Origin of the sequence: Eubacterium ramulus, assembly GCF_003122485.1 — a bacterium.
In the GTDB taxonomy this organism is placed as follows: Bacteria; Bacillota; Clostridia; order Lachnospirales; family Lachnospiraceae; genus Eubacterium_I; species Eubacterium_I ramulus_A.
On the sequence record NZ_JRFU01000106.1, the window covers coordinates 12,004 to 36,606 of the forward strand.

Genomic DNA, 24,603 nt, shown 5'->3' on the forward strand with positions numbered 1-24,603 from the left:
GAAACTAACATAGAGAAAGGAGGGTATGCCATGGATTATGCGGTTTTTCAGGACTGTGTCAAGAGTATGGATCTGCGGCAGCGTTTCCAGAAATTGCAGGATGAGATTTATATCCTGAACAAAAACCGGGAGCTTGTTCCAAATCTTGAATGGGATCAAAGGTACGCCAGAGCATATGCACAGTTATGGCAGCAGATCCGGCAGCGGATTAAGGTCATACAAAAACGGATGCTTTCCGAATATCACCTGCCTAAGTTGAAAGATGAGCAGAAATATCAGTGGTTTATGAGGCAATTTTTAAGCCTGACCACACAGGAAGAGGAAAAAATCTGCCAGATGATCTACCGGAAGGAACATTTTAGACGGATCGAACTGGAATTTTTTTTATGGAGAGAGACCATCGACCGTCTGGTCGGAGAATATAACGTGCAGAAGGCAGAGGAAGGATTAGAACATGAAAGCATTACAAACACATGCACAGATGCTGGAGCCAAGCCTGGGCTTTTTTGAAAATGAATGGTCTGTATTGCTACAGTTTTTACTGGGACAGGGATATAAACTTTCGATACGGGTTAATGGATTTTTTGTGATCCGTCCGGGAGAAGATGCCTGTTTTTCACGCTGTCTGAATCTTTTGGAGATTGTGAATGAAGCGTTGGCATGTAATGCCCGGTGTCAGCAGTCATCCTGTCAGAAGTTTTATGCGAAGCAGGGGGATCGGAAGGCTGTATGGAAGCAGATCCACAGTGGTATTGAGCGGGAACGGATGTTCCTGAAATTACAGCGGCATCTGTTAAAGCAGGAGGGAGTGCTGGCTAAACAATGGAAACGGATGTGTTAAAAATGGAAAGCTTTTGGCAAAAGCATAAAAAATATGCAGCAGAAGTGTACGAGATTGGAACCAACGTAAGCGGCAAACAGCATGGATATGGCAAATACCGGCAAGGAAAAGCCGAATTGATCTGTGAACTGTTTGAGATACCGATGGAGCCGTTTTTACAATTTTCAATGGAAAGGGGAAAAGAAGATGGTTGATATTCTAAAAGGAATGGATGTCTCACTGTGCGTATTCATGGCAGGGATCGTGGCATTTGTTATCGCGGCGATCCTGTATCTGTTTTTGTGGGAAACCTGGTCGAAAGCCTATGAGGAAGATCTGGAAGAGGAAACCATAGAGTATTACATGATCTATACGGTTTGGAGTAAACCGGAATCCTATGGGAGCAGGGTGATCCTGGCAACCGCAGATGAAGCGGAAGCAAGATTCCGGTTCCATCTGATCCGGACGGTGTCGGAAATATATTTTTCAGGTGCGGCAATCGCGGAACATAGAGACGGAATTCGTATCTCCAAAGGAGACGCAAAACTGTATTATGTGATGAAAACGGTGCAGGTAGAAAATCTATAAAAGAAGAAAGAGAGGACAGAAAAAATGGAACAGTTACAAATTGTAGCAAAGATCACCCCAGGTGCAATCCAGACCAATTTCGAAGAGACGAAACAGTGGCTTGCCCAAAAACTGCAGAAGTATAATCTGAGCAATTATACCGGTGACGATGCCATAAAACAGATGAAAGAGGGGCGTGCCACTCTAAACAAACTGAGTGATGCCCTCAAAGAGAGAAAACGAGTGGTCAAGGAGCAGTTTCTGGAACCATACACTGCATTTGAGATGGCGGCAGATGAGTTGCTGGCAATGATCAAGGAGTCCTGCGATACGCTGGATGGGAAAATCAAGGAATATGTGCGTATCGAAAAGCAGGGGCGAGAGGCAGAGATCACGAAATATTACCAGGAGGCAGTGGCAGAAGCAGGGATCACCTATGATCTGTGGACACAGATCTATGACGAGAAATGGCTGAACAAAAGCTGCAGCAAAAAAAACTGGAAGATGGCGATCACAGAAACGATCCAGTCTTACCAGAAAAATATAATGATCTTAGGGCAGCTTGCGGGTGAAGATGATTTTGAGGCGGCACGAAAACTGTATGAAGTGGACTTAAACTTGCAGGATGCGATTACCTATATAACCAAGAAAAAGGCAGAAGCGGAAGCACTTGAGCGGGAGCGGATACGCATTGCTGCAGAAGAAGCAGCAAAAGCACAGGCACGCGTGGAAGCAGAAACCCGGCAGGTAATGCAACAGGCAGAATCTTATGCCAGAGAGCGGGAAGCGGCTGTACGGAAAGAAGAACAGGAAGCGGCACAGAAGCAGATGCAGCAAAAGCAACAGGAGCTGGAGCAACAGACCTATCTTCGTATGCAGAAGCAGATGCAAAGGCAGACACAGACCATGCCGATACAAAGAGCCGGGATGAGTTACCAGACCGGTATTCCGACAGGTGAAAGCACAATGTCAGGAGGGCGGGCAGCCGCCACATCCGGACAGGGAATGTCGCGACCGGCATATGGTATCCGGCAGGGGATGCAACGGCAGCAACCGCTACAGCGGGGAAATGCATCGATCCAACGGTCAGTGCAGCAACCCATTTTGCAGACACAGGCGGCAGAACTGTGTACGTTTACGGTGCACAGGGTACACCAGGAAGAAGTCTGCCAGTTTTTGACACAACGTGGTATCGGGTATCACATTCACTAAGATGCAGAAAGGACATGATTTCATGAGTTTTAATATCAGCGAGGTTGCAGACTACCTTGGAATTGAAAAATTACAGGATACAGGTGGGGATTCCATTTCCATCTGCTGTCCGTATTGTGGCGACCGGCGAGGAAAAAACACAATATGTATCAGAAAGGATGGAAAGGAAAAAAATGTATTCCAGTGTTTTTCCTGCGGCAGGCATGGAAATATGCTGGATTTGTATCTGGATCAGAAAGCCGGATATGTCGGAGCCGATCGCTATAAACGTGCATATGCAGATCTGAGGGATGCGCTTGGAAAAGGGTACAGGGATCACACCCCAAAAAAGCGGATGGAAGAAACAGACAGAAAAACAGAAAAGACCAAAGCTCCGGTGAACGTGTTAGACCATACCTACCGGAGCTTGCTGCGTCATCTGACGTTGCAGACGATAGACCGATCGGACCTGCGGCGCCGGATGCTTACTGATGCAGAGATAGAGGCGGGATTGTTTCGGTCTGTGCCATCTGATCCGGTGGGCATCTGCCGGATTTTAAAGCGGGAAGGATGTACGCTGGAAAACGTACCAGGTTTTTATAAAAATGCGGCAGGTAACTGGCAGTTAAACGTATGGGCAGAAGGCTACTTTTGCCCGGTGCTGCAGGATGGATATGTGGTCGGGATGCAGATCCGGCTGCGTAACCCGAAAAAGCAGAAGTATATCTGGTTATCCAGTTCCGGAAAAACGGCAGGAATTTCGTCCGGAGCCCCGGTCTGCTTTTATGGCGATCCGGATGCGGAGTCTGTCATCATCACAGAGGGTATTTTAAAAGCATATGTAACGTACTGTCTGCTTTCGGATATCGGTGTCAGTGTGATCGGAGTGCCGGGGGTGAATGTCCTTGGCGGATTGAAGGAGCTTCTAAAGCAGCATCATCATAAGATTGCCTATGAAGCCTACGACATGGACAAGTATATGCCGGTAGCCTGCATGCGGGACTATGATGCCAAGAAGTGTGCTGCCTGCATACAGTCAGGCGGGCGTGAAGCCTACTGCCCGGATGAAAGTTGCAGATATAAGGAACGAAAAAGGCAGATGATCCAGGAAGCACAGGATTCCCTGCAAAAAGTGATCACCAAGGCAGGTCTGATCGGCAGATCCTATCACTGGGACAGAGATCCGGTCAGCGGTCTGTGGCTTGGAAACAAAAAAGGGATTGACGATTACTGCAGTATGCGGCGAGGAGGAATGAGTCATGCAGGAGCTGGCTATCCGGGCAGTGCCCGTACAGGTGCGCTGTGAGTTTGATGATTACCAGGTGGTGATCTATGAGACGGAAGCAGGGGAAGAACTGACGGCCGTTGGCTCCCTGCTGTGTACGGAAGGGGAATGTGTCCTGCATGGGAATTTTTCCCAACATAAAAAATACGGGAAACAGTTTCAGGTGACATATTGCGAAGAAGTATTGCCGACGACACCGGAAGGGATGAAACGGTATCTGGTGAGCAGCGGGATTGCCGAAATAGGAAGTGCAACAGCAGACCGCATCGTGGATACGTTTGGAGCCGAAACATTTCAAGCCATGCGTGATCCCGTCCGGTTAGCTGCGGTACAGGGAATCTCGGAGACGAAAGCGGAAAAGATTGTTGTCTCTTTTAAAAAATGCCAGGAGTTACAGGAATATGTACAGTTTTTGGCAGACTACCGGATCCCAAGCGGAAAAACAAAAGAAGTTTATCAGAAATTTTCCGGGATACCAGATGCACTTTCGGTGTTACAAAGTCGTCCATATCTGCTCTGCATGTGTGAAGGGATCACCTTTGCTATGATCGATGCAGTGCAAAAACAAAGAGAAGGATTTGATCCGGTCCATGGTGACCGGATCTGTTTTGCTCTGTCCGCTGTCATGCAACAGAATGAACAAAATGGACATGTTTTTATGGAGAAGGAAGCCCTGTTTGAATGCTCATGTGCCATAAAGTAACACACCGATAAATGCAGACAGCCAACCTCTATTCCGTATAAAATGGCGTATGTGGCATTTCAAATATGTGGTTTAGAAGTAGAAGAAAACTGAAAACCGTATTCCACGATTTGAAAGGATAGAGGTAAATGAGCATGGAAAAAACAGTATATATCACAGAGAAAGAACGGGAAATGTGCTACAAAGTAATTGGTGCGTTTGCGGAACTGTACGAAATGGAAGATGAAGATATTTTAGTGGTTGATGTTGGTAGGTACGGTTTTGTTAAATTGCAGTGCTATACACCGTCATATGGCTTTGAAGAACTTGACACCTATACAGACAGCCATAGTTTATTTGAAGGGCTTTGGGAGGAATGGCTTAGTCTAAATGTGTTTTTACTTGCTAGGGAAATGCAGTTAGACGATATTCTTTATGAGGATTTATTCAATAATCTGCCAAAGGAAAAACAGTCGGAACTTACCGGGAGAAAAGGCTATTTTGCAAAAAAAGCGGGTATCATTCTGTAAAATGAATTTTGCAGAAAGAAAACGCTCTATGTAGAGGGTAAAAAGATTAGAATGGCTCTGTATATGATAATATGCAGGGCTTTTCTTAATAACCAATATGCTCATTTTGATAAAGACCAAAAGACAAGCATTATGGAAATGTGCATAACTGGCTATGGAATCATGGATAACTCTATTCACAGCACATGGAAAAGCTAAAGTGCAGCTTTCCCACGTCCTGCAAACAGAGTTACCCACAATTCCATGATACAGCCAGTTATACACATTACGCACAATGCCGACTACTACGGAATCCAAATCATTTTTTCACAGAACAAGATTTGCTTTTACAGAAAGAGATTATAGGTTGGAATGGAGATAAGGGAACCTGCATAGAGCACAGCGGAAAAGTTGAAGAAACTGATTGAGGAAGAATTTGCCGGGCTTGTGTTTCTGTCTGCTGAAGATATGGAGTAATAACAAATTGGGACATAATGGTATAACTCTTTGTCCCAATTTGTTTATTGTTTAAATTACCCGTATTAGAATTGATATGCTTGCAGAAATCAAATATCTAACATAATTCCTCCCACTGTAATAATACCATACAAATTTTATGAATACAAGACTGTTTATATAAGCTGACACATGCTAAACTAGCCTAGCAATGTTTCAGTAAAACTTTCTTTCATTTTTCAAGGAGGTCATAATCATTATGGGGAATAATCAGACAGAAAAAGCGTTTGAAGAAAAAAGATTAGCACAAACAATCTCTTTAGCCGAGGAACAATTAAAGCAGGCAAAAGAAGCGGCAGACAAAAAAAAATCAGAAATTATCGAAGCCAAAAAAGATGTGCGTGAAAATACAGAACACGGCATTACATCACTGTACACATCAGACGGTTTCGAGGCACTTGTTGAATTAAGCCAATATATCAATCCTGTTACAGACAAAATTATAGATTATGAAGAAGAAGAACATAAAATACTTCTGTTAGAAAAGATGATAAAATCGCCCTATTTTGCCCGAATTGATTTTAAATTTGATGATGAGGACGAATTTGAAAAAATATACATTGGACGTTCTTCTCTACGAAAAAACAGCTATCAAGAGATGTATGTTTATGATTGGAGATCGCCGATTGCCAGTGTTTTCTATCGTTTTATGACAGGCGAAGCGTTTTATGACGCTCCATGTGGACGAGTAACAGGCGAACTCAATTTGAAACGCCAATATGAAATAAAAAACGGAACACTGGAATATTTTTTTGATTCAGATGTTCAGATTGTTGATGAATTTTTAAGGCAATTACTGTCACAAAACACTACTGCTAAAATGAAAGCTATTGTTGAAACAATTCAGCATGAACAGGACGTGGTTATTAGAGATATGGAAAATGACCTGCTAATGGTACAGGGTGTAGCGGGAAGTGGAAAAACCTCTATTGCTCTCCACCGGGCTGCTTATCTTATGTATCAAGGTTTACAAACAAAGCTGTCCGCAAATAACATTATGATTATTTCCCCAAATTCTATATTTGAGCAATATATTTCAAATGTATTGCCCGAATTGGGAGAAGATAATGTTATTTCTTCCGTGTTTGAAGATATACTTAGTGAGTTATTAAATGGCAGGAAAATTCAGTCAAGAAATGATTTTTTAGAAAACTTGATTGTCAATTCAAAATACAAGGAAATTTCAAGAAATAGTATAGAATTTAAAACGTCAAGTTTTTTTAGGGAAATTTTAGACCAATTTCTCATTGATATACCCCGCCAGTGGATAGAATTTGAAGATGTTTATTATGAGGGAAAATGCGTTGTAAGCGGGCAAATTCTAAAAGACAAGATATTAGGAAGACCAGAAACACCATTAGGCATAAAATTAGAACAATTAGAAGATTATATTTTAGAACAAATATTTGGAACAGGAAAAGGGCGGGGGCATAAAGAAGAAAAAAATCTAATCAAGCAGGAAATACAGAAATTTATAAAAATTGACATTGTTGAATTATATAAAATATTATTTAGCAATGAAGCCTATTTTTATAGCCTGCTGCAAAATAGCAATCCGTCACAAAACATAAAAAATATTTGGAAATATACTAAGGAAAATTTGGAAGCAGACAGCTTGTATTATGATGACGCAATAGCAATCGCTTATTTGTATTTAAAAATATACGGAACAAATAAATATAAAAATATTAAGCAGGTAGTCATTGATGAAGCACAGGACTACTACCCTCTCCAATATGAAATATTTAATTTTCTTTTTTCTAATGCCAAATTTACTATTTTAGGAGATATGAAACAGACTCTTGCCAAAAAAGAAGATATTTCTTTCTACGAACAAATTCAAAAAATATTGAACAAGAAAAAATCTTCTCTTATTATGTTGGATAAAAGTTTCCGTTGTACGAATGAAATTTTAAATTTTAGTTTAAAGTTCATTGAACAAAGTTCACAGATAAAAAGTTTTAATCGGAATGGCGATAGCCCAAAAGTATATATTGCTGATAATTCCGAAATCTTCATTGATGAAATTGTTAAGGAAATAAAATTATGCCAAGAGAAAGGGTTTCAGTCGATATGCTTAATTTGTAAAACCGAAAAAAATTCAACCTATCTATTTAATAAAATTAAACACAAACTTGATATTCAATTAATTAAAAATGGGAGCGTATCAGATTTACAAGGCGTGTTTATCTTACCAGTATATATGTCAAAGGGATTAGAATTTGATACTGTCTTAATTTGTGATGCAGATAGCCAAAACTACCATGATGAAGATGATAAAAACCTCTTATATGTTGCCTGCACAAGAGCGCTTCACAAACTTAGCTTATTTTGTGAAAATGAGGTTAGCCCGCTGATATAGATAAATTTACAATATATTGAATTGCCTAAATGCCAAACGCAGCGTAAGTGCATATGAACAAAATGATAATAATTAGACAGACCATCTTTCTCTTTTAATGGCATTAAATTGACATTACGCTCTCTATCATATATATTTGTTGCTTACTGTCAAAAACACGACAGAAAAATATAGTTTAAATTCAACGGATAAAAGAGGTAATGAACATGGGGAAATTACTACTGCTGACACTTAACGAACAAGAGGAAACAGCGATTGACAAAATCATATCGGCAATATCTGATTATATACAGATTGAACCCATGCAGATCACAACCGCTTCCGTGTTATCTTTTCCGGGACTGGAAATAAAGCAGAACCAACGCCAGGTATTTCAAGACGGGGAGGAAGTAAGCCTTACCCGCCTTGAATACAGTACCCTTGTATATCTTGCTTCCAACCCCGGCATTGTCCTCACACGGACACAAATATTTGAAGCCGTTTGGAACATGGAAAGTGAAAGCTGCCAGTCAAGCGTTGCAAATGTGATTTACAACCTGCGGAAAAAAATAGAGTCGGACAGCCGCAAGCCCATTTACATAAAAACCGTTTTAGGTATGGGCTACAAGTTTGCTTCCGGGGAATGACAACAGAATAACCGCCGCCCGTTACAGCGGCATACCATGACAGGAAATCAGAAAAGGTTTCCTGTTTTTTTGCACCAAAAACCGCGCTGATTTTCCAGCTTTGTCGAAAAGTTTTATCAAAAAGTTTTTCAAAACTTTGCCATATTTGCATTTCTCTGCGTAGTAAGGAGTAAAGGGGGAGTTTCGCCGTTTTCTTAGAGCAAGATTCTACCGAGGTGCCAAAATTCGCTTTTCGCTCATTTTGCCCCTGCGGGAATCTTGTTGGGGAGTGCCTTCCCCAAACCCTGCTTATGCGGCTTGCGCCGCTTAAAAATCCCTCAAAATATTTTTTCGGATTTTTTCAAAAACAGTTCCGTTTTACCCCCTGTTTTTCTCCTATTAGTGAGAGAACACCACGCACAGAAAGGAGGTCTGCCGACCATGAAAAGATACAACACACCGCACCGCAGCCGGGTAGTCAAGACACGCATGACCGAGGAAGAATACGCCGAGTTTGCGGAAAGGCTTTCTGCTTACCACATGAGCCAAGCCGAGTTTATCCGGCAAGCCATAACCGGGGCAGCCATACGCCCCATCATAACCGTTTCCCCCGTCAATGACGAGCTGCTTGCCGCTGTCGGGAAGCTGACCGCCGAATACGGCAGGATCGGCGGCAACTTAAACCAGATAGCCCGGACGCTGAATGAGTGGCACAGCCCCTACCCGCAGCTTGCCGGGGAGGTACGGGCGGCGATTTCCGACCTTGCTGCCCTAAAGTTTGAAGTCTTGCAGAAAGTGGGTGACGCTGTTGGCAACATTCAAACATATCAGCTCTAAAAATGCCGACTATGGCGCAGCGGAAGCCTACCTCACATTTGAGCATGACGAGTTTACCATGAAGCCCACCCTTGATGAAAACGGGCGGCTGATACCGAGGGAGGATTACCGCATTTCTTCCCTCAACTGCGGGGGCGAGGATTTCGCCGTTGCCTGTATGCGAGCCAATCTCCGCTATGAGAAAAACCAAAAACGGGAAGATGTGAAAAGCCACCACTATATCATCAGTTTTGACCCACGGGACGGGACAGACAACGGCTTGACCGTAGACCGGGCGCAGGAGCTGGGCGAGCAGTTCTGCAAAGAGCATTTCCCCGGACACCAAGCCCTTGTATGCACCCACCCGGACGGGCATAACCACAGCGGCAATATCCATGTGCATATCGTCATCAACTCCCTGCGGATTTACGAAGTCCCGCTTCTGCCCTACATGGACAGACCAGCCGACACACGGGCGGGCTGCAAGCACCGCTGCACCAACGCCGCTATGGAATATTTCAAGAGTGAAGTCATGGAGATGTGCCACCGGGAGGGGCTTTACCAAATCGACCTCTTGAACGGCAGCAAGGAACGGATAACGGAACGGGAATACTGGGCGGCAAAGAAAGGGCAGCTTGCCCTTGATAAAGAGAACGCTGTCAGAGAAGCCGCAGGACAGCCGACCAAGCCCACCAAGTTTGAAACGGACAAGGCGAAGCTGCGCCGGACGATACGGCAGGCACTTTCCCAAGCTGGCAGCTTTGACGAGTTTTCTTCCCTTTTGCTGCGGGAGGGCGTAACTGTCAAGGAGAGCCGGGGGCGGCTTTCCTACCTCACGCCGGACAGGACAAAGCCTATCACAGCCCGGAAGCTGGGGGACGATTTTGACAAGGCTGCTGTCCTTGCCCTGCTCACGCAGAACGCCCACAGAGCCGCCGAACAGACCAAAGCCATACCCGAATACCCCCACACCCAAAAGGGACGCTTGCGGGAGGAAAAAGCCGCAAAAACCACCCCGGCAGACAACACCTTGCAGCGCATGGTTGACCGGGAAGCCAAGCGAGCCGAGGGCAAGGGCGTGGGCTATGACCGCTGGGCGGCAAAGCACAACCTAAAGCAAATGGCAGCTACTGTTACCGCCTATCAACAGTACGGCTTTTCTTCCCCGGAGGAACTGGACGAAGCCTGTTCTGCCGCTTATGCCGCCATGCAGGAAAGCCTTACAGAGCTGAAGCAGGTGGAAAAGACGCTGAACGGGAAAAAGGAGCTGCAACGGCAGGTGCTTGCCTATTCCAAGACCCGCCCTGTCCGGGACGGGCTGAAACAGCAGAAAAACGCCAAAGCAAAAGCAGCCTACCGACAGAAGCACGAAAGCGACTTTATCATAGCAGACGCAGCCGCCCGTTATTTCAAGGAGAACGGCATTTCCAAGCTGCCGAGCTATAAAGCCCTGCAAGCAGAGATTGAAGCCCTTATCAAAGAGAAAAACAGCGGCTACAACGATTACCGGGCAAAACGGGAGGAATACCGCCGCTTACAGACTGTCAAGGGCAATATCGACCAGATTTTACGCCGGGAGCGCAAGCCTGTGAAAAGGCAGGAACAGGAACGATAAAAACCACCCCAAAATGTACCCGAACCCATACAGAACAAGGGGGCTGCCCCGTACTCTACCCGCAATACCAAAGGATTTTTTAACGGGCTTACAGGGCAGAAAAACCCCGAAAATGATACCGAGATGATACAGAATTACCGTCGATACCGCCACACCAGCGGAAACGGCAGAAAGGAGCGCACCCATGCCAAGAATGAGCAAGAAACGGCGGCTGGAATGGTCTTTTTTCCTGCGGCAAGTAAAAGTCGGGAATACCACCTGCGACCGTATCACATACAACGACCTCTGCCGGGGCTGTACCCATAGCTGTAAGCAGAGCTTCCGGGCGGTTATCATACTTTGCCCCCGCTACTACTCCAAACGCCGGAAAAAGGAGGACAGGGACAATGGCAGATAACCGCAAGTATTACTACCTCAAGCTGAAAGAGAATTTTTTTGACAGCGACTCCATTGTGCTGCTGGAAGATATGAAAGACGGGATTTTATATTCCAATATCCTCTTGAAGCTGTACTTAAAATCTCTGAAAAACGGCGGGAAGTTGCAGCTTGACGAGCATATCCCCTACACAGCGCAGATGATAGCGACACTGACCCGCCACCAGATAGGGACGGTTGAAAGGGCTTTAGAGATTTTCCGGCAGTTGGGGCTTGTGGAGCAGCTTGACAGCGGGGCTTTTTATATGACCGATATTGAGCTGATGATAGGACAGTCCTCTACCGAAGCCGAGAGAAAACGGGCTGCAAGGCTGGAAAACAAGGCACTTTTACCGCCCCGGACAAAAGGCGGACATTTGTCCGACATTCGTCCACCAGAGATAGAGATAGAGTTAGAGAAAGAGATAGAAAAAGAGAGAGAGGGAGAAACGGGACACCCCGCCCCCGCCGCTTATGGCAGATACAACAATGTGATACTGACCGATACAGAGCTTTCCGGGCTGAAAACAGAGCTGCCCGACAAGTGGGAGTATTATATTGACCGGCTTTCCTGCCATATCGCTTCCACCGGGAAGCAGTACCAGAGCCATGCAGCCACCATTTACAAGTGGGCGCAGGAGGACGCTGCCAAAGGCAAGGCTGCCCCGAAACAGGGCATACCCGATTATTCATGTAAGGAGGGCGAGAGCTTATGAAAAACGAGATTGAAGCTATGATTACGGATATTACAACCACTACCGCCGAAGCGGAGGACTACACAGGCGAGGACGGGCTTTTATACTGCGGCAAGTGCCATACGCCCAAAGAAGCCTACTTTTCAAAAGAAACCGCCCAATGGTTAGGGCATGACCGACACCCAACAGACTGCGACTGCCAGCGGGCAGCCCGTGAAAAGCAGCAAGCCGCCGAAAGCCGACAGAAGCACCTTGAAACAGTGGAGGACTTGAAACGCCGGGGCTTTGCCGACCCCGCTATGCGGAACTGGACATTTGAGCATGACAACGGCAGAAACCCACAGACCGAAACCGCCCGCTTTTATGTGGAGAGCTGGGAAACCATGCAGGCTGAAAATATCGGCTACCTGTTTTGGGGAGGCGTGGGGACAGGAAAAAGCTACCTTGCCGCCTGTATCGCCAACGCCCTTATGGAAAAAGAGGTTGCCGTTCGCATGACAAACTTTGCAACGATACTCAATGACCTTGCTGCCAGCTTTGAGGGCAGGAACGAATATATTTCCCGCCTTTGCAGCTACCCCCTGCTGATACTTGATGATTTCGGTATGGAGCGAGGGACAGAATACGGGCTGGAACAGGTTTACAGCGTGATTGACAGCCGTTACCGAAGCGGCAAGCCGCTGATCGCCACGACCAACCTCACGCTGGAGGAATTGCAGCACCCGCAGGACACACCCCACGCCCGTATCTATGACAGGCTGACTTCCATGTGCGCCCCTGTCCGCTTCACGGGCAGCAACTTCCGAAAGGAAACCGCACAGGAAAAGCTGGAACGCTTAAAGCAGCTGATGAAGCAGCGAAAGGAGAGCCTATGACAGAAACGAAACAGACAAGCACCACCAAAACAGACCGCCGCCCGGACTGTGTAACGGAAATCCGCATGGGCAACTCCGTCCTTACCGTTTCCGGCTTCTTCAAGCAGGGCGCAACCGACACCGCAGCCGACAAGATGATGAAAGTGCTGGAAGCGGAAGCTGCTACACAAAAAACGGCGATTTGACCGACCATAAAGAAGCAGATTTGACGCTTTTGCCGCTATACAGACAGCCGCCCCATGTGGTACAATCAAGGTACGGAATAGTGGGGCTGGCTGTCGGAAACGGAGGATTTTATGTTAAGACAGACCAACCAACAACCAATTACCGCCCTTTACCCAAGACTTTCCCATGAGGACGAGCTGCAAGGCGAGAGCAATTCCATTTCCAATCAGAAGCGTATCCTTGAAACCTATGCAAAGCAGAACGGCTTTTCCAATCTGCGCTGGTACACGGACGACGGTTATTCTGGTGCGAACTTTCAAAGACCCGGTTTTCAAGCCATGCTTGCGGACATTGAAGCCGGAAAAGTCGGGACAGTTATCGTAAAGGATATGTCGAGGTTAGGGCGAAACTACCTGCAAGTGGGAATGTACACAGAAATGATTTTCCCACAGAAAGGTGTCCGCTTCATCGCTATCAATGACGGAGTGGACAGCGCACAGGGCGACAATGACTTTGCCCCGTTGCGGAATATATTTAACGAATGGCTGGTGAGAGATACGAGCAAGAAAATCAAAGCAGTAAAACGCTCAAAAGGTATGAGTGGCAAGCCCATCACAAGCAAGCCTGTGTATGGCTACCTCATGGACGAGGACGAAAATTTTATTATTGACGAGGAAGCTGCACCCGTAGTCAAGCAGATATACAACCTCTGCCTTGCTGGGAATGGTCCGACTAAGATAGCCCGTATGCTCACAGAGCAGCAAATCCCCACGCCGGGGACGCTGGAATACCGCAGGACGGGCAGCACCCGCCGCTACCACCCCGGCTATGAGTGCAAGTGGGCGACTAATACCGTAGTGCATATCCTTGAAAACCGGGAATACACAGGCTGTCTGGTAAATTTCAAGACAGAAAAACTTTCTTACAAAGTCAAGCACAGTGTAGAAAATCCCCTGGAAAAGCAAGTGATTTTCGAGAACCACCACGAGCCTATCATAGACACCCAAACATGGGAACGGGTGCAGGAGCTTCGCAAACAGCGCAAACGCCCCAACCGCTATGATGAAGTGGGTTTGTTCTCCGGCATACTGTTCTGTGCGGACTGCGGCAGCGTGATGTATCAGCAGCGATACCAGACGGACAAGCGCAAGCAGGACTGTTATATCTGCGGCAACTACAAGAAGCGCACCCATGACTGTACGGCGCACTTTATCCGCACCGACCTCTTGACCGCTGGTGTACTCTCCAATCTGCGGAAAGTGACAAGCTATGCGGCAAAGCATGAAGCCCGGTTTATGAAGCTCTTGATTGAGCAGAACGAGGACGGGGGCAAGCGCAGGAACGCCGCCAAGAAAAAGGAACTGGAAGCCGCCGAGAAACGCATAGCCGAGTTATCCGCTATCTTCAAGCGGCTGTATGAGGACAGCGTGACCGGGCGCATATCAGACGAGCGTTTCACAGAGCTGTCGGCAGACTATGAAGCAGAACAACGGGAGCTGAAAGAAAGAGCCGCCGCTATCCAAGCGGAGCTTTCCAAAGCACAGGAAGCCACCGTGAACGCAGAAAAGTTTATGAATGTTGTCCGGCGGCATACCAGCTTTGAAGAACTTACCCCTACTCTGCTGCGGGAGTTTGTAGAGAAAATCGTTGTGCATGAGTGCAGCTATGACGAGAACAAGACCCGCAGACAGGACATTGAGATTTATTATTCTTTTGTTGGCAAGGTGGACTTGCCCGAATAACCGCCCGACCTATCCGACACAATGCGCAAGTGCCGGATAGGAACGGCAAAATTTTTTACACTTCTTTTACTTCTTTATCTCACTTGAGCAAAAAGACAGGGAATCTCCTGCGGATACCGGGATGTGACCGGTCAGTGTTTTTCCCATACATGCAAGCAGGACTTGTGTACCTGGTGAAAAACCAGACGTTGATCTATGACTGCGGTGTGCTTTACCGGAAACCGATGTACCTTGCAGAAAGTGAGTCAGCAGAAAAACTGCTGAGACTTTTATGGGACGGACAAAAGCAGAAATTAACGAAAGATAAGATCGATGCAGCGTTAGTGGAAGCAGAAAAATGGCAAAAATTGGAACTCTCAAAGGAGCAGAAAAACGCCGTTTCATATGCGCTGACAGAAACAGTGAGCATCATTACTGGTGGACCGGGAACCGGAAAGACAAGCCTGTTGCAAGTACTGATCTGTGCAGAAGAAATGCTGCATCCGGAAGGAAAACTCACCTTGTGTGCACCTACCGGGCGTGCTGCCCGAAAAATGGCGGAGAGTACCGGAAAAGTTGCAGTCACGATGCACCACTTGCTTGAAATCCGTCAGGAGGAGCAGGAACGTGAGGAGGAAGAGGAATTAAAACTAAGTACAGACCTTGTGATCGTTGATGAGTGTTCCATGGTGAGCATGCAGCTACTGTATGCATTGCTGAAGGCATTGGATAAGGGGACGCGGCTGGTGTTGATCGGGGATTGTGACCAGCTTCCCAGTGTACAGGCAGGGAATGTGTTTGCTGACATGATCGGAAGCCAGGTGTTTCCGGTTACTTATCTAACAAAAACCTTCCGGCAGAAACAGGGGAGTGCGATCCTTACCAATGCAAGCTGTGTCAACCGCGGACGGGGCAGGTTTTTATGGAACACAGACTGTATGCTCTGCCAGACCTGGCAGGAAGAGGATACACTGGACGGTCTGCTCCAGGTGATCCGCGCTCTGCAAAAACAGGGGATTTCTTCAAAAGCCATGCAGGTGCTCACACCGTTTCGAAGTAAAACAAAGCTTGGGTGTATCCAGCTAAACCGGATGCTGCAGGAGCTTATGAACCCGAAAACGGCAGGAACGGTTGAACTGCTGGTTGGAAGCCGGTGTTTCCGCAAGGGGGATAAAGTGATGCATCTGGAAAATGAAGAGGATGTAAGCAACGGAGATGTTGGTTACATTACAGAGATCAACCAGACGGAACGGAAACTGACGGTCTTGTATGAGACGGGCGTGGAACGTACCTACACGTCGGAAGAATTTTCCATGCTGGAGCTAGCGTATGCACTGACGGTACATAAAGCTCAGGGCAGCGAATATGATTGCGTGATCCTGCCATTCACCAAGATCTTTGGTCGCATGCGGCAGAAGAACCTTCTGTATACTGCCATGACGCGCGCCAGGAAAAAGCTGGTGATCGTTGGGAATGAAGAAACGCTATGGTATGCTTCCGGAAACCGTATAGAGCGTAGGAACTCCTATCTGGGATTCCGGCTCATGGATGGAAACCGGATGCGGAAAGTAGCGCATAATAAAAGGAAAAGTAAACTAAAAACTGTCATATAGGGAAAAATGAAGCTGCCGCTCCATGAATTTTTGTTCGTGGAAGCGGCAGTTTCCCTGAAAGAACAGGGACGAAACAAAGCTGAGAGAGTGAATCTAAAGTGCAGATTCTTGTATGGATAAAACCATTGTATAATTACTGGTTAGTATCCTCGTTGGAATCTGTCGAATCATCTATCGCAAGATCAGTAGAATCAGAATCTGTGTGCTTGTTCATCATAACAATGGCAAGAGCGCCTGCAATGAACATAATAGTAATACACTGTGCGTTGTCCAAGTTTTGTATAGTTGTTGATAAGTTTCTAAAATAGTCTTTCATAGTAATAATCTCCTCTCATTTAGCTTTTATAAGGATCAGTCCCTCTCTTTCTTTGTTTATGACTGTATTGTAATCATCCGGAATAAAAAAATAAATGTATGACTCAGTGAAATAAGAGGGCTATTTCTGCCAAAATAGTGAAATAGCAATGGATATGTTGGGACGGTTCTATCAAGGGTACTCACAAAGATGTGGGTACTTTTTTAGTTTCCGAAAAAATGGAATCGGCGTATATAAGAAGCATAAGTTATCACATTCTTTTTACAAGAATCTTCACAGATAGGCAGCAGCCTATGTCACAAGAGCAGGGATTTCTACCTGCAGTAATCAAAGGCAAAATAAAAGAGAAAGGAGAGCATGACATGTTATTTATTTCTGCGCTGGAACTGGTGCAGACGTGTCAGAAGCATGGCATTTTAATTGGAACAGATTGCGTCATACATTTCTGCGATGAGCAGGGAACCTGGCATGAGATGACACATGCCGGGATGGCTATGGAACTGATGCAGATGCAGAATGCAGAGGAGACCCGAAAATTATTACGGGAGTTATCAAGGGCAGGAATACCATTTTATTTAAAGGGATAAATTGCCTATTGCAAAGGTGCTGCCATGTGATAACGAAAAATGGAAAGGACAAAAGAAAAATGAAAGAATTGACACTTGAAGAAGTAAAAATTTATGTACTGGAGCATTTTTGTGAATACCTTCCAGAATGCTATCAAAAGAGTACGCTTAGAGTGGAATCGGTGGTAAAGAACAATCAGAGATTAACCGGGATCAGTTTAGCAGGGGTAAAAATTTCTCCGACTATTTATTTGGAAAATATTTATGAAGAATATCTGGAGCATAAATCTTCTTTATGCCAGATTTTAAGAAAAAAAGCGAACCTGTTTTATGAGCGCATGAAAAATGGGGAGGAGATCATGACATTGTTAAAAAAGGTAAAAACAATGTCGAAAGAGGAAATCGGGAAACATCTGTTTCTTTCCCTCGTACAGACCAAAAATAACCATGCACTTTTGGAACATCGCATTCATCGGAAATTTCTGGATTTATCCGTATTATGTAATTACGAATTTACAGTTGGAAAAGAGCTGTTAAGTATCGGATTAAGCAAAATGCTGTTGGATCAGATTCAGTTATCGGAAGAGGAAGCGTTCAATCTGGCATATAAAAATTCCTGTGCAAGAGGAATACTTCGACAGGATGCAACATTCTACTCACTGGTAAAACTGGAAATGCGGTTGAATCCTGAACTGGAAATGCCTGATGTACATCTGGCATATTCACTCGATGGGGAGTATGGTGCAAATATCATGCTGAATAAGCAGTTTTTAAAAATGGCATCTGATCGTTTGGGTGGAGATTATTATGTAATACCAGCAAGTATTTATGAGCTTATCTTAATATCCGGAAAGATTGATCGTAGTGAGGAAGAAAGAACAGCTTTAAATAAAATGATAGGAGAGGCAAATAAAGTGGCAAAGATGGAAAAATTCATACTGTCAGACCATGCATACTTTTATAATTCCAAAACACACAAGTTGGAATGTGTCTACGAAGAGGAGTAATACCATATGATGAAAACAGTGATTTTATATCTGGCAAGTGCCATTGGTCTTATGCGGATGTTCCAGAAAGCAGGATATTTTGACAAAAAACTGGCATTTGTGCCGATTTTGAATGAATATCTTGCGTTCCGGCTGGCAGGTGTACAAAAAGAATTTCTTTTATACCTGGTCAGCAGTCTGGTATCCTGGCTGTTGCATTTTAATCGGTCATTGATTCTGGCTGCAGCAGGAGCTGGCATTTTTGCGTTGATCCTCCGGATTTACACATCGTATGAACTGGCCAAACATTATGGGACAGGAAAACTGATGGCGGCAGGCATTGTATGTTTTCCAGCACTTTCGTATCTGATTCTTGGATACGGAAAACATGTTTATCAAAAATAACAGAATGGAGGAACAGGAAAATGAAAAATGAAGCAAAAGAAAACATCGAATATAAGGCTCAGATTAGAAAAGTGTGCCCAATGTGTGAGCGGGAAGTAACCCTGCGTCTGACAAACCAGCAGACGATGGAGCTAGAAGAGTATCAGCGCTATGGAGGACTGATTCAGGACCGTATGCCGTCCCTGGATAGATTCGGGCGCGAATTTATCAAAACCGGCTACTGCCCGGAATGCCAGGAAATGCTTTTCCACACTGAGTGTGAAGATTCTGTCTCATATATCATAAATGGAGTTGTTAAATAAGCAAAAGACGTGGAAAGAACAGGTAGCAATATCTGTTCTTTCTTTTATTAATGGGAGAACAAGATGAAAGCAGAGAAAACAGAGAAAACAGACAGAGAAGAGCAGGTGCAGGAACTGACGAAAAAGCTGGAGGATGGGATCACTGCATTGTTTGAGAGTGACCGTTATCTGGAGTATTTGACCATTATGGCAAGGTTCCACCATTACAGTTACCGGAATACACTACTGATCTTATTGCAATGTCCGGATGCAACACTGGTTGCCGGATTTCATGCATGGAAGCAGAAGTTTGGGCGTCATGTGAAAAAAGGTGAGACCGGGATCTGTATCCTGGCACCAATGGCGTACAAATACAAGAAGGAAAGTAAGAAACAGGATCAGGAAGTAGTGATTCTGGAACCGGAATCAGAAGATACGAAGCATACAAAAAAAGCGGAGCAGTCAGAGGAACTGGAAGAAAAATTAGAACAGAGGATCGTAGGCTTTCGTGTTGTCCGGGTATTTGATGTTACTCAGACGGAAGGAAAGGAGTTGCCACAGTTAGGGGTAGACGAACTGACGGGAGCGGTAACCGATTATGAAGTTCTCATACTGGCACTGCTTATGGTATCTCCAATGCCGGTCTCTTTTATCGAGATTGAGAGCGGAGCGAAAGGATACTGCAATGTGACCAAACGTGTTATCGCGATCCAGAAGGATATGAGCCAGTTGCAGACGGTCAAAACAATGATCCATGAGATCGCACATGCCATGCTGCATGCTGATAACGATAAGGTTGAAAGAAAAGATGCAGGTACCAGAGAAGTAGAGGCAGAAAGTATCGCTTATGTGGTCTGCCAGTATCTGGGACTGGACACTTCCGATTACTCCTTTGCATATGTGGCAGGATGGGGCAGCGGTCGGCAGATGCCGGAACTGCGGGCATCCCTGCATACGATCCAGACAACAGCGGCAGATCTGATCGATCGGATAGAGGAGCAGATCAGTCAGACGAATGCCCGCAAAAGAAAGGCGGAATCGGAAGACTCCGGTCAGGAGATATCCGGTGTTGCGGGTGACTATTTTGAAATCTATCAGTTGAAAGAAAATATGGAAAATCGGCAGTTTTATTTTATGGATCTGTCATTCTGGCAGAGCAGAGGTGTGCCTGTGGAGCATACGAGGTATGACGTAACCTATACGGCACCATTGGATGAAAAAACTACACTGGATGATATTTACTGCCGGTTCAACATAGACCGACCTTCTGATTTCTTCGGGCATTCCTTATCCGTCAGTGATGTTGTTGTACTGCACCGGAAGGGGAAAACGGATAGTTATTTTGTAGATAACATAGGATTTCAACCAGTAACAGATTTTTTCAAGAAAGAGCCAAAGGATGTAGCAGTGTAATAGAAAGAGAAGGAGAAAAAGTAAATGGAACAAAACAAAATTGTTACTTATTATGTGATCAAGGATCTTGCAACATGGACAACATACGGTTGTAAGCAGAGTGTATGCGAACGTTATGAACATGCGGAAGAAGCAATGCAGCAGTTTCGGGATTATGCACAGTGGCAGACCGTCATAGAGGATAAGCGCATTCGTGCAACGCTTGGAATCCGCATCAAGGGACTGGATTTTGACGTAGTTTACCGCATTGGTGGAAAAAATGCCTTGTCCTTAGAATTTCATCTTTCCTCATCTGTAAATGAGAATCAAAATTTTCTGGTAGCATTGCAGAATATCTGCCAGCAGCTTCCGGTAAGTCATGTCCGGATACATCGTCAGATGACGGAGGAGGAGAAAAAAGAGTGGACAAGAGAGCGGTTTACAAAATGGGTATTGCTTAATAATGTGCATGGGATTATCCAAGACTTGGAGAAAAAGTTTGAACCTCTTTATGAGCAACAGAAGCTGGAGCGCTTTTTGCCAACGAGACAGCAGCAGGATGTTGTGGAGCATATGTCACTTGGTGCATGGGACAATCCGTATTTTGAAGCATTGCCACCGGAGCATTTCGCATTATTTGTTCCGTCCCAATCCCTGTATGTCTGCATGCAGACAAGTGAAATGGAATTTGATTATACCCTGTATGACTCACAGGAGCATATACTGGATGGCGGCAGGCTGACCGGAAATGGAGCATGGACTATCTGGGACGCAATGAATGATCTTTTTGAAGAACTGGAAGTGGACTGGAAAGATATCATTATCCTGGATCATGACAGAGTCAAAGATTGGATCGAAAGCGGAGGAGAAAAGTAAACATAAGTTGAGATAAGGGAAGAAACCGATACCTGACAGGGCATAGTAAGCACTGCCAGGGTCGGTTTTTTCTTTTTCCAAAAATGCAAAGTCACTGAAAAAATGTAGCAATATGTGTGACAGTGGCTTATAATATGGTGATAAGTACGAGAGAGAAAGAGGGTTCAACGTGGCAAAATTGTATTTTCGCTATGGGGCAATGGGCAGCTCAAAGTCTGCCAACATTCTGATGGTTCGTTATAATTATGAAGAGCGTGGGCAGTATGCGGTGCTGTTAAAGCCAAGAACGGATAACCGGGACGGGCAACGGGAGATCAAATCCCGCATGGGTCTTGCAGCTCCGGCAGAGTATGTAGACAATTTTTTGAAAGAAATTTCAAAAAGCTGGAGTGAAACAGATACGGAATATCGGTATCAGGGGAAAAAAGTGGATGCGATCCTGATCGATGAGGCTCAGTTTCTTTCTGCAGAGGAAGTGGATACGCTGTCGGACATCGTTGATTTTTATGAAATACCAGTCCTTTGTTATGGGCTTCGGACGGATTTTTTGAATCACCTGTTCCCCGGCTCCAAACGGCTGATGGAGATCGCTGACGTGATAGAGGAAGTCCCAACGGTCTGCTGGTGTGGCAAACGGGCACAGTGTAATACCAGATATGCGGATGGGAAGATTGTCCGGGAAGGTGCACAGATCATGCTTGGCTCCAATGAGAGTTATGTGGCTTTGTGCAGGAAACATTATAAAGAGGGAAAGCTGTGGAAATAGCGATATAAAAGTGAAGAGAGTAAAACGGATGCTGGTAAGAATTTCAGCATCCGTTTTTTCGACCGTCTTTTAGTGGTTCAAAAATTTTTCTAATGTATGAGCTGTTTTAAAAGAGAATCCCAATTTCTCATAAATTAGATATAAGTGTTCTGTTGGAACTTTCGCGTCGAGCTGACGAGCTGGCACGACGGTTAAAAGGGTAGCATGATGTTTTTTGATGATGTAGCGTTCTGCCTTTGTCAACAATTTTTTACCGATTCCAGAATTTCGGTACTGGGGATCAACATAAAAATCCACAATTTGAAAATGATGGAGATCTTTATTGATTTCAACAATGTCAATATTTCCGATTTCCAATTTCTCATGATGAAACAAACCAATTTTCATTGCTTTAAATACGATATTGATGCGACCGCAATCTGTTGATTCGTTTACATATTTCCTCATAGAATTTCCTCCTTTCTTGATTATTTGTTATAACAGATAAATGCATCTGTTTTAACAATATAAATATGAAAGATGAAATATCATTTTTTTCGATTTTTATACAAGAGTTATTTGTTTATGATAAATAGTGTAATAGGTGGAATATATAACAAAAGTTTTGAAAATTGAAGAAGATATCGTGGATAGAAAGAAACGGATGCTGGTAAGAATTTCAGCATCCGTTTTTACGCTCATATATTTATTGCATGTTTTGTGTTACCAGCATTTGGAGCATTTTCCAAGTCCCATGCTGATTGCTTCCTGTTCCGTTACCTGAGTGGCTTTATCTGGATTCATCCTGCCGCAATTATTTTTGCTGTGGTATTTGGAACCGGTTTCGGATATCCAGACAGTGGCTTCCGAACCCTGCTCTGATTGTGCAGGAGGAGTGGATTCTACTGCCTGCTGTGCAGGCTGAGGTGTGACTGTTTCTGTTGATTCTGTCTGTGATTCCTGTGCCTGAACGTGAGCGGTGCCTGTTACCCGGTAGGTCGTGTTATCTTTTGCGACAACACTTGCATCTTCCCAGGAGTCACCGGTCTGGTAATCAATTCCGATGCCAGGCTGGATATTATATACATAATAACAAAATTGAATGCCTGCGCCCTGATCTTCCACAGAGTAGGCTTCCATTAGGACACCTCTGGCAACTAATTCATCCCCGGAAAACATCGGGGTTACACGATACAGTACATGGTTTCCGGTTGTATCGACATAATCATCGACTGCATTCTCAAAAGGCAGCATTCCGACAACATTTAAGTAGCGGGTTCCGGTGATCAGGTTCTTTGGGTTCGCGTTTTCTCCCGCCAACTGAAATCCGATCAGGTGACACCTGTTGTAAAGATAATTGCCATCGATGATGTCATTGTATTTTACGGTGTGCCAACCGGACGGTTTTACCATTCCGATCTTTCCGCGTGGTTCCGTAGGCTGCAGTTCTTTACAGATGTTTGCATAGGCAACGCCACATCTTCCGAGACTGTCTAATTCACTGTAATCTTCAAACGCATCTGTTCTCTGTTTGTCTGCATCTGTAAAAAAGGGTTGATTGTTATTGATCTCTACAAATGCATAGCCTTCATAGGCAGGGATGGCATCAAGGGATGCACTTGTGGATGAAACCTGTGTGGCATCAGAAGATTGTGCTGTGTCATCCTGATCCTGAAGCTCCGACTGGTCCAGTTCATCGGTGATCGCTTCCGCATCGGAAGCTTCCTGTGTGGTGTCAGTAACTGATGTTTCAATGGAAGGCTGCGGGTTTTCTGTTTGCACATCGCCGCATCCGCCCAGTGAAAACAGAAGGACAAAGGATAGCAGCAAGCCATACCAGCGGTTCCGTTTCTTAAAGTTCATGTTCCATTTCCTCTCTCTCTGTAAATAAATTCTCTCTGATCATTATACCAGAAGTAGCATGCATTTAAAATTATAATTTAAAAATCACAGGGAGTAATTTCCGATCTGAAAGAAAATTTTGAAAAAAATATAAATTTGTTGTTATTGGCAGCAGTCATTTTCCGTATATAGTATTGGGAGTGTTTCATAGCACTTCCCGATTACAAAGGAAAGAATGCATTTTGATATCAAAATAGACTATGCTTTAGATTAAGACTAAAATTTGGAATATCCAGGGCATCAATCTGCACATGTTTTGATACTTTTTGTCAGACTGTTTATTTTGATACAAAAATGCCGGTGTAACAAATGGGAAAGCTATACGCATATGCAAGGGTGTCTTCCCAGTCCCAGAGGCTGGACCGCCAGATCCGAAATATTCTAAATTATCTCGGTGAGGACAGGGCATTAACCAAACTGTTCAAAGAAAAATATACCGGGACAAAACTGGACCGCCCGGAGTTTCAAAAATTATTGAAGATCCTAAAACCTGGGGATACGGTCATTTTCGATTCCGTATCCAGGATGAGCCGAAATGCAGAGGAAGGATTTCAGCTCTATATGGAATTGCTGGAAATGGGCATCAACCTGGAATTTATCAATGAGCCACACATCAATACGGATTATTACAAAAAGATGCAGGCAGAAACAGTTGCCATTGCAAAATCCGGCAGGGAATCTGT

At 44.8% G+C, this 24,603-nt stretch carries 29 protein-coding genes; 26 read left to right on the forward strand and 3 right to left on the reverse strand.

Annotation, left to right across the window (positions count from 1 at the left end; translation table 11 throughout):
* The first annotated feature begins 30 nt into the window (after positions 1-30).
* The 18 genes from LG34_RS09370 (at position 31) to LG34_RS09460 (ending at position 16,451) form a co-directional block, all read left to right on the forward strand.
* Positions 31-510, forward strand: coding sequence for a hypothetical protein (locus LG34_RS09370; protein ID WP_022036567.1), 480 nt, complete (start codon positions 31-33; stop codon positions 508-510).
* Positions 455-841, forward strand: coding sequence for a hypothetical protein (locus tag LG34_RS09375; protein ID WP_109215845.1), 387 nt, complete (start codon positions 455-457; stop codon positions 839-841). The genes LG34_RS09370 and LG34_RS09375 overlap by 56 nt, the downstream gene beginning before the upstream one ends.
* Before the next feature lie 2 nt (positions 842-843).
* Positions 844-1,035, forward strand: coding sequence for a hypothetical protein (locus tag LG34_RS09380; protein WP_146190210.1), 192 nt, complete (start codon positions 844-846; stop codon positions 1,033-1,035).
* On the forward strand, positions 1,028-1,408 hold the full coding sequence (locus tag LG34_RS09385; protein WP_021738783.1) for a hypothetical protein: 381 nt from the start codon (positions 1,028-1,030) through the stop codon (positions 1,406-1,408). The genes LG34_RS09380 and LG34_RS09385 overlap by 8 nt, the downstream gene beginning before the upstream one ends.
* Positions 1,409-1,432: 24 nt before the next feature.
* Positions 1,433-2,599 carry a DUF1351 domain-containing protein gene (locus LG34_RS09390; RefSeq protein WP_109215847.1) on the forward strand — a complete coding sequence of 389 codons (1,167 nt, stop codon included), beginning with the start codon at positions 1,433-1,435 and terminating at the stop codon, positions 2,597-2,599.
* A gap of 22 nt (positions 2,600-2,621) precedes the next feature.
* Entirely contained in the window at positions 2,622-3,884 is a 1,263-nt protein-coding gene (locus LG34_RS09395; protein ID WP_146190211.1) for a hypothetical protein, read from the forward strand.
* On the forward strand, positions 3,838-4,566 hold the full coding sequence (locus LG34_RS09400; protein ID WP_109215849.1) for a helix-hairpin-helix domain-containing protein: 729 nt from the start codon (positions 3,838-3,840) through the stop codon (positions 4,564-4,566). The genes LG34_RS09395 and LG34_RS09400 overlap by 47 nt, the downstream gene beginning before the upstream one ends.
* A gap of 134 nt (positions 4,567-4,700) precedes the next feature.
* Positions 4,701-5,075: a hypothetical protein gene (locus LG34_RS09405; protein WP_071144610.1), complete on the forward strand. Its 375-nt coding sequence runs from the start codon at positions 4,701-4,703 to the stop codon at positions 5,073-5,075.
* Positions 5,076-5,769: 694 nt separating this feature from the next.
* Positions 5,770-7,932: a HelD family protein gene (locus LG34_RS09410; RefSeq protein ID WP_109215850.1), complete on the forward strand. Its 2,163-nt coding sequence runs from the start codon at positions 5,770-5,772 to the stop codon at positions 7,930-7,932.
* A 206-nt stretch (positions 7,933-8,138) separates the two neighbouring features.
* Positions 8,139-8,558, forward strand: a complete 420-nt coding sequence (locus LG34_RS09415; RefSeq protein WP_173900609.1) for a winged helix-turn-helix domain-containing protein — start codon at positions 8,139-8,141, stop codon at positions 8,556-8,558.
* A 420-nt stretch (positions 8,559-8,978) separates the two neighbouring features.
* Positions 8,979-9,374 (forward strand): plasmid mobilization protein, encoded by a 396-nt coding sequence (locus LG34_RS09420; protein ID WP_109215851.1) that lies wholly within the window; start codon positions 8,979-8,981, stop codon positions 9,372-9,374.
* Positions 9,346-10,968, forward strand: a complete 1,623-nt coding sequence (locus LG34_RS09425; protein WP_109215852.1) for a relaxase/mobilization nuclease domain-containing protein — start codon at positions 9,346-9,348, stop codon at positions 10,966-10,968. The genes LG34_RS09420 and LG34_RS09425 overlap by 29 nt, the downstream gene beginning before the upstream one ends.
* Before the next feature lie 184 nt (positions 10,969-11,152).
* Positions 11,153-11,365: a hypothetical protein gene (locus tag LG34_RS09435; RefSeq protein WP_005927784.1), complete on the forward strand. Its 213-nt coding sequence runs from the start codon at positions 11,153-11,155 to the stop codon at positions 11,363-11,365.
* Positions 11,355-12,098: a phage replisome organizer N-terminal domain-containing protein gene (locus LG34_RS09440; RefSeq protein ID WP_109215853.1), complete on the forward strand. Its 744-nt coding sequence runs from the start codon at positions 11,355-11,357 to the stop codon at positions 12,096-12,098. Before LG34_RS09435 ends, LG34_RS09440 begins: the two co-directional genes overlap by 11 nt.
* A complete protein-coding gene (locus tag LG34_RS09445; RefSeq protein WP_098924872.1) occupies positions 12,095-12,952 on the forward strand; it encodes an ATP-binding protein in 858 nt (285 codons plus the stop codon). The genes LG34_RS09440 and LG34_RS09445 overlap by 4 nt, the downstream gene beginning before the upstream one ends.
* Positions 12,949-13,137: a transposon-encoded TnpW family protein gene (locus tag LG34_RS09450; RefSeq protein WP_002569233.1), complete on the forward strand. Its 189-nt coding sequence runs from the start codon at positions 12,949-12,951 to the stop codon at positions 13,135-13,137. Before LG34_RS09445 ends, LG34_RS09450 begins: the two co-directional genes overlap by 4 nt.
* A 111-nt stretch (positions 13,138-13,248) precedes the next feature.
* The gene (locus LG34_RS09455; RefSeq protein WP_098924870.1) at positions 13,249-14,859 is read left to right on the forward strand and encodes a recombinase family protein; all 1,611 of its coding nucleotides are present in this window, start codon (positions 13,249-13,251) and stop codon (positions 14,857-14,859) included.
* Between the two features lie 164 nt (positions 14,860-15,023).
* The gene (locus LG34_RS09460) at positions 15,024-16,451 is read left to right on the forward strand and encodes an ATP-dependent DNA helicase (protein ID WP_207657028.1); all 1,428 of its coding nucleotides are present in this window, start codon (positions 15,024-15,026) and stop codon (positions 16,449-16,451) included.
* 133 nt (positions 16,452-16,584) lie between these two features.
* Here LG34_RS09460 and LG34_RS16950 read toward each other — a convergent pair whose 3' ends face one another.
* Entirely contained in the window at positions 16,585-16,767 is a 183-nt protein-coding gene (locus tag LG34_RS16950; RefSeq protein WP_109215855.1) for a hypothetical protein, read from the reverse strand.
* A 362-nt stretch (positions 16,768-17,129) separates the two neighbouring features.
* Between LG34_RS16950 and LG34_RS09470 the strand changes: the two genes are divergently transcribed.
* The 7 genes from LG34_RS09470 to LG34_RS09500 all read left to right on the forward strand — a co-directional run bounded on the left by LG34_RS09470 (position 17,130) and on the right by LG34_RS09500 (position 22,039).
* The gene (locus LG34_RS09470; RefSeq protein ID WP_109215856.1) at positions 17,130-17,354 is read left to right on the forward strand and encodes a hypothetical protein; all 225 of its coding nucleotides are present in this window, start codon (positions 17,130-17,132) and stop codon (positions 17,352-17,354) included.
* Positions 17,355-17,413: 59 nt separating this feature from the next.
* On the forward strand, positions 17,414-18,340 hold the full coding sequence (locus LG34_RS09475) for a DUF5688 family protein (RefSeq protein WP_109215857.1): 927 nt from the start codon (positions 17,414-17,416) through the stop codon (positions 18,338-18,340).
* Positions 18,341-18,346: 6 nt separating this feature from the next.
* Positions 18,347-18,724 (forward strand): DUF5684 domain-containing protein, encoded by a 378-nt coding sequence (locus tag LG34_RS09480; protein WP_109215858.1) that lies wholly within the window; start codon positions 18,347-18,349, stop codon positions 18,722-18,724.
* 20 nt (positions 18,725-18,744) lie between these two features.
* Positions 18,745-19,026: a hypothetical protein gene (locus tag LG34_RS09485; protein WP_109215859.1), complete on the forward strand. Its 282-nt coding sequence runs from the start codon at positions 18,745-18,747 to the stop codon at positions 19,024-19,026.
* A gap of 63 nt (positions 19,027-19,089) precedes the next feature.
* On the forward strand, positions 19,090-20,418 hold the full coding sequence (locus tag LG34_RS09490) for a YodL domain-containing protein (RefSeq protein ID WP_109215860.1): 1,329 nt from the start codon (positions 19,090-19,092) through the stop codon (positions 20,416-20,418).
* Positions 20,419-20,442: 24 nt separating this feature from the next.
* The gene (locus LG34_RS09495) at positions 20,443-21,273 is read left to right on the forward strand and encodes an LPD16 domain-containing protein (protein WP_109215861.1); all 831 of its coding nucleotides are present in this window, start codon (positions 20,443-20,445) and stop codon (positions 21,271-21,273) included.
* 169 nt (positions 21,274-21,442) lie between these two features.
* Positions 21,443-22,039: a thymidine kinase gene (locus tag LG34_RS09500; protein WP_109215862.1), complete on the forward strand. Its 597-nt coding sequence runs from the start codon at positions 21,443-21,445 to the stop codon at positions 22,037-22,039.
* A 69-nt stretch (positions 22,040-22,108) separates the two neighbouring features.
* On the opposite strand, the gene LG34_RS09505 is transcribed toward LG34_RS09500, so the two are convergent.
* On the reverse strand, positions 22,109-22,486 hold the full coding sequence (locus LG34_RS09505) for a GNAT family N-acetyltransferase (protein ID WP_109215863.1): 378 nt from the start codon (positions 22,484-22,486) through the stop codon (positions 22,109-22,111).
* A gap of 255 nt (positions 22,487-22,741) precedes the next feature.
* Positions 22,742-23,881 (reverse strand): DNA/RNA non-specific endonuclease, encoded by a 1,140-nt coding sequence (locus LG34_RS09510; protein WP_109215864.1) that lies wholly within the window; start codon positions 23,879-23,881, stop codon positions 22,742-22,744.
* 348 nt (positions 23,882-24,229) lie between these two features.
* On the opposite strand from LG34_RS09510, the gene LG34_RS09515 reads away from it, so the two are divergent.
* A partial coding sequence (locus tag LG34_RS09515; RefSeq protein ID WP_146190212.1) for a recombinase family protein occupies positions 24,230-24,603 on the forward strand: 374 nt, incomplete at its 3' end.